Raw genomic sequence first — 5603 nt, forward strand, 5'->3', positions numbered from 1 at the left:
TAAAAAGGTCTACAACCTTAATACTTTCATATTCATACAAAGTTGATTAATTTTGGCGGATAAAAAAAGAGAATAATGGAATTATCAGACCCTCGTCATATACATATTAAAGATTATAACTACGATCTACCCGATAACAAGATAGCCAAATATCCACTAGAAGAGCGAGACAATTCGAAGTTATTGGTTTACAAAGACAAAACGATCACAGACAGCCGTTTTTCTTCTATTATAGATTATCTACCGGATGATAGCCTAATGATCTTTAATAATACGAAAGTAATACAAGCACGTCTCCACTTCAATAAATCGACGGGAGCTCAGATAGAAATATTCTGCCTAGACCCATATTCACCTCACGACTACAATCTGATATTTCAAGCCACAGAAGAGTGCTCATGGCAATGCATGATTGGCAACTTAAAAAAATGGAAAGAAGGAATACTCGAAAAAGAAGTAAAGATTGATAATCAAACAATATTACTAAAAGCTGAGCGAATAGAATCGGCAGGCAATACACATATTATCAAATTTGGATGGAATAACCCTCAATATACATTTGCAGATATTCTTGATGCAGTTGGAGAACTTCCCATCCCACCCTATTTAAACCGTGATACAGAAGAAAAAGATAAAGAAACTTATCAGACACTATACTCAAAGATAAAAGGCTCTGTGGCGGCTCCTACTGCCGGATTACATTTTACTGAAAAGGTATTTGAGAAACTAAGAGAAAAAGGTATCGAAACCAACGAAGTTACTTTACATGTTGGAGCAGGAACATTTAAGCCCGTTAAGAGTGAAGTAATAAATGACCATGAGATGCATTCCGAATTTATTTCGGTAAAGAGAGAAACTATAGAACACATACTTTCTCACAAGGGAAATATAATTGCAGTAGGCACAACATCAGTGCGTACACTCGAAAGTTTGTATCATATTGGGGTTGCTTTGGAGAAGAATCCAAATCTAAACACACTAAAAGTAGAACAATGGCAGCCTTATAGCAGTTCTTTTGACAATAGCATTACAAAAGAAAAAGCCCTAAAGAACATTTTAGATTATCTGGATAAGCATTCAATAAACACTTTACTTGCCGATACTCAGATAATGATTGTTCCGGGCTACACTTTTAAAATAGTAAGCGGCATAGTTACTAATTTTCACCAGCCGCAAAGCACCTTATTATTATTAGTTTCTGCCTTCGTCGAAGGCAATTGGATGTCTATCTATAATCACGCACTAGCTCACGAGTATCGCTTTCTGAGTTATGGAGATTCGTCTCTGTTACTTCGTTAGTCGTTTCAGCCAAACCTTCTTCAATCGTTTTAAATACGTAACCTTGTTCTTTGAACCATTCAATAGCCAAAGGCAGTGCGTACTTCATATTCTTTTCGGCTTTTATAGAATCGTGAAACACAACAATAGAACCATTGCGTCCATAATGCTTCACATTCTCTAAGACCTCTTCGGGAGTCTGCTTATTACTATAGTCACGCGTAACCACGTCCCATAGTATAATCTTATATTTCTTACGAAGTTTAAAAAATTGAGGTAAACGCATATGTCCATGAGGAGGACGAAATAAAGGTGATTCTATATACTCCGATGCCAATTCAGCATTCTTCATATAACTCTTCGTACGACTTTTTATACCTTGTATATGATTGAATGTATGATTACCGACACTATGTCCGCGATCTAAAACCTCCTGATAAATTTCAGGATACTTCCTTACATTGTCACCCACGCAAAAGAATGTAGCTTTTATGTCATACTTATCCAACAAATCCAATACCCATGGAGTAAGCTCCGGTATTGGCCCATCATCAAAGGTCAAATAAATTACTTTTTCGTTTCTGCTAGGTAGCCTCCAATATCCTCCCGGAAAAAGAAGTCTATAAACTAACGGTGGTTGTTCTATCAACATATCTATAAAAAAAATAATATCATCATCTATAGCCATAGAAAGCAAAAATCGTGCCTTCCATGACTATAGACGAAATATTATCTTAATTGCTGCTTTGACTTGTATATTCTTTTAATAATCCAGGACTAAATTGTTGCATCAATGCCATTGACTTCTGTGCCAATTCTTCTTCAAGCTTCTGGATTTCAGAACCTTTCTCTGCAATATAATATCCTCTGATAGATGTATCTGTAATATTTTTTAAAGCATAATTTCCTAATGCAGGTACTCTATTTGTGAAATATAACTGAGCATAGCCTTGTAATTTCTCAATTAGGGCCTTGTATTTTACCATATCACCATGCTGTTGATAAACCATTGCAATACGCAATATATTATCAAAATTGGTTTTGATATCGCCTGCCGCACCTGACATTTGTTCAGGTTTCAAACGATGATACCAATTTAGTGAACGTTCTGATCTATCTAAGATAATCTTAATTACTGCTTCTGCTTTTTCGGGTTGACCTATTGCAAAGTATGCATCAGCAAAAGAAACCGATTCGCCACCCATAGGCACTGTGTTAGCAGGAATTACTTTCAAACAATAATCTAATGCAGAAAGAGCTTTATCATCTTTTCCTTCATTAATAAGAGCAGCAATCAACTCATTAAACATGATTCTGAATGTTTTACACATTCTCATGTTATTCTCATCCAAATATACTTTGGGATCATCGATATTACCCCATTTGAACTCATTAACCATATTGTTATAAGTAACCTCTGTATTTACACCAGTAGGACTAATCTTTCCGGGAGTAATACGGTATGCCAAACCTTCAAGCATGAAATGATTATCCTTCAAATTCATATACATGTCACTACCTACAGTAGTTGCAAAATATATCGGACGCTTCCATCCTTCTTTATTGATATTATTCAACATTTCAAGAATCATCAACTCTTGGCGGTACAATACATTTTTGTTACCCAAATTAACCAACATATGAGCCGATGGTTGAGCACTTAAAGCTTTCCAATCAACAGTTGTTGTATCTATTGGCATATATAGTAAATTTCCAGGTATGATAAATTCATTACCAGTACTTTCTATAAACGGATTCTTTGGTACATAACTATCTTGGGTTTTCAAGATATTCATAATATAATCTAAAGAAACGGTATCTGTAAAAGCATTCTTATCGTAATAATTTGTAAGATCGATATTTTGCTCATTCTGCACCTTATCCATCCACGAAGTACCCGAACTTTTCTCAAATTGTCGTTTCAAAACATTTTCAATCTGTTCTTTTGTAATAACGTAAGCATACATCCCTTTGTCCCCAATGTAGCGCGATTTATCCCACTCAATTGGAAGAGGCTTAGAATCATACGCCTGACGACGCATCTGGTCGACATACCAGTCCGTTTGTAGATAACTCAAGTTGGCAACACGCACATCTGTACGGAAACCTTCAACTTCCTGAGCATACCACAGAGGGAATGTATCATTATCTCCATTAGTAAATAGGATACCATTTTTTTCAACACTCTTCAGATAATTCATTCCGAAATCGCGCATTGTATAACGGTTAGAACGATCGTGATCATCCCAGTTCTGAGAAGCCATTTGTACAGGAACCAATAGTGCTACAACAGTTACAACAGCAGCAGCCACAGTTTCGGGAACATATCGTTTGAGCAATGTCCAAAGAGCAGCTACACCTAACCCTATCCAAATACTGAATGCATAGAAAGAGCCTGCATAAGCGTAATCTCTTTCACGAGGCTCATACGGTTTTTGATTCAGATAAAGAACAATAGCCAGACCCGTCATAAAGAACAGCATGAAAGTTATCCATAACTGCTGTTCACCTTTTTTCCCTCTACTCAATTGGAAGAATATACCGAAAAGACCTAAAATAAGAGGCAACATGTAATAAGCATTGTGTGCTTTATTATCAGCGATATCCGGAGGTAAGTTATCTTGAGGTCCTAGTCCTAATACATGTTCATCGATGAAGCTAATTCCGGTAATCCAATTACCATTGCTCATTTCACCTGATGATGGAATATCATTTTGACGACCTGAGAAGTTCCACATAAAGTATCTCCAATACATAAAGTTTATCTGATACTTGAATAAATATTGTAAATTCTCGAAGAATGTAGGAGGAACTTTAGGATCTGCAATATCACCCCAATTTTTATATCCTTGAATATGACGAGCCTCATCAGAATACATACGAGGAAACAACATCGTATTGGTATATTCATATTTGGGCGCCTCACTAGCTACGAAATAACGATCTTTTTCATCCGGAGATTTCTTCACTATTTTATCATATCTCGATTTTTTCGAAGCTTCAATCGCTTTTCCACTAGCATCTCTCTTTACTTCCGAAGCATATGTGCGTCCATAAACCAAAGGAGAATCACCGTACTGTTCACGATTCAAGTAGTCAGTCAGTGAAAATACATCTTCCGGTGAATTTTGATCCATCGGTGTATTAGCTGCAGAACGAATAGGAATTACGGCAAAAGAAGAATATCCGATCAGGATTACCAACAAACACAAAAGACTTGTGTTTACGAGTCTGAAAGTCATTTTCTTTCCTTTAAAACAGAAGAATATCAATCCTCCCAACAATATGATCCACAACAAGACATTCGATCCGATAAATGTAATTCCGGATAGAGCCATCGTTAAAATGAATGCAATTTTAGCTCGTTGCAGACTACCCTTAGTAGCAAGTGTCTCATAAAGACCCCAAGCCAGAGATAAAAGAAGAACTATTAGATAAAAGAACACTCCTGTATTATAAGAGAAACCTAAGGAGTTTACAAAGAACAATTCAACAGCCCCTCCTACTTTAGTAAATCCTGGAATAACACCGTACATAAGAACGACAATTAAACCCATCGAACCTAGAAGTGCCAATAAGATTCCTTTGAAATTAGGAGTACTCGTCTTTTTGAAATAATAAACCAATACAATTGCAGGAATACAAAGTAGATTCAATAAGTGAACACCTATCGAAAGTCCCATAGCGTAGGCTATTAAAACCAACCATTTATCTGAGCCCGGTTTGTCTGCACGATTTTCCCATTTCAATATTAACCAGAATACCAAAGCGGTAAACATCGAAGAGAAGGCATAAACCTCACCCTCAACAGCTGAGAACCAGAATGTATCTGAGAATGTATATACTAATGCTCCTACAAGACCCGAACCAATGATAGCAATCATTTGTCCTAAAGACATTTCTTTTTCGGGATCGGTATATATGAGTTTCTTTGCGAGATGCGTTATTGTCCAAAATAAAAAGAGGATAGTTAATGCACTCAATAATGCGGACATGGTATTTACCATCTTGGCCACCTGAGTCACATCAGAAGCAAACAAGGTAAAAAACTTACCGGTCAACATGAAAAAAGGAGCACCGGGAGGGTGTCCCACCTCAAATTTATATGCTGAAGTAATAAACTCCCCGCAATCCCAAAAACTTGCAGTCGGTTCGATTGTCAACAAATAGGTAATTGCTGCAATAATAAAGCTTAACCACCCAAAAATGTTATTGACTAAGTTATACTTTTTCATGTTGAATATTAGATATTTATTGTAAAAATACGTGATTTAAATATTGTGTCTATAAGAACAAAGTTGCAAATATAGTTAAATGAAAGAAAA

3 protein-coding genes are annotated in these 5603 nt (G+C 36.3%); 1 reads left to right on the plus strand and 2 read right to left on the minus strand.

Annotation, left to right across the window (positions count from 1 at the left end; all coding sequences use genetic code 11):
* The first annotated feature begins 75 nt into the window (after positions 1-75).
* Entirely contained in the window at positions 76-1299 is a 1224-nt protein-coding gene (locus tag HGC4_RS06425) for an S-adenosylmethionine:tRNA ribosyltransferase-isomerase (protein ID WP_050709300.1), read from the plus strand.
* On the opposite strand, the gene HGC4_RS06430 is transcribed toward HGC4_RS06425, so the two are convergent.
* Positions 1226-1930 (minus strand): polysaccharide deacetylase family protein, encoded by a 705-nt coding sequence (locus HGC4_RS06430; RefSeq protein WP_082204095.1) that lies wholly within the window; start codon positions 1928-1930, stop codon positions 1226-1228. The genes HGC4_RS06425 and HGC4_RS06430 overlap by 74 nt on opposite strands.
* 82 nt (positions 1931-2012) lie before the next feature.
* Complete coding sequence (locus HGC4_RS06435; protein ID WP_050709301.1) at positions 2013-5513, minus strand: glycosyltransferase family 117 protein; 3501 nt, start codon at positions 5511-5513, stop codon at positions 2013-2015.
* Positions 5514-5603 lie beyond the last annotated feature (90 nt).

Origin of the sequence: Dysgonomonas sp. HGC4, assembly GCF_001261715.1 — a bacterium.
Lineage (GTDB): Bacteria > Bacteroidota > Bacteroidia > Bacteroidales > Dysgonomonadaceae > Dysgonomonas_A.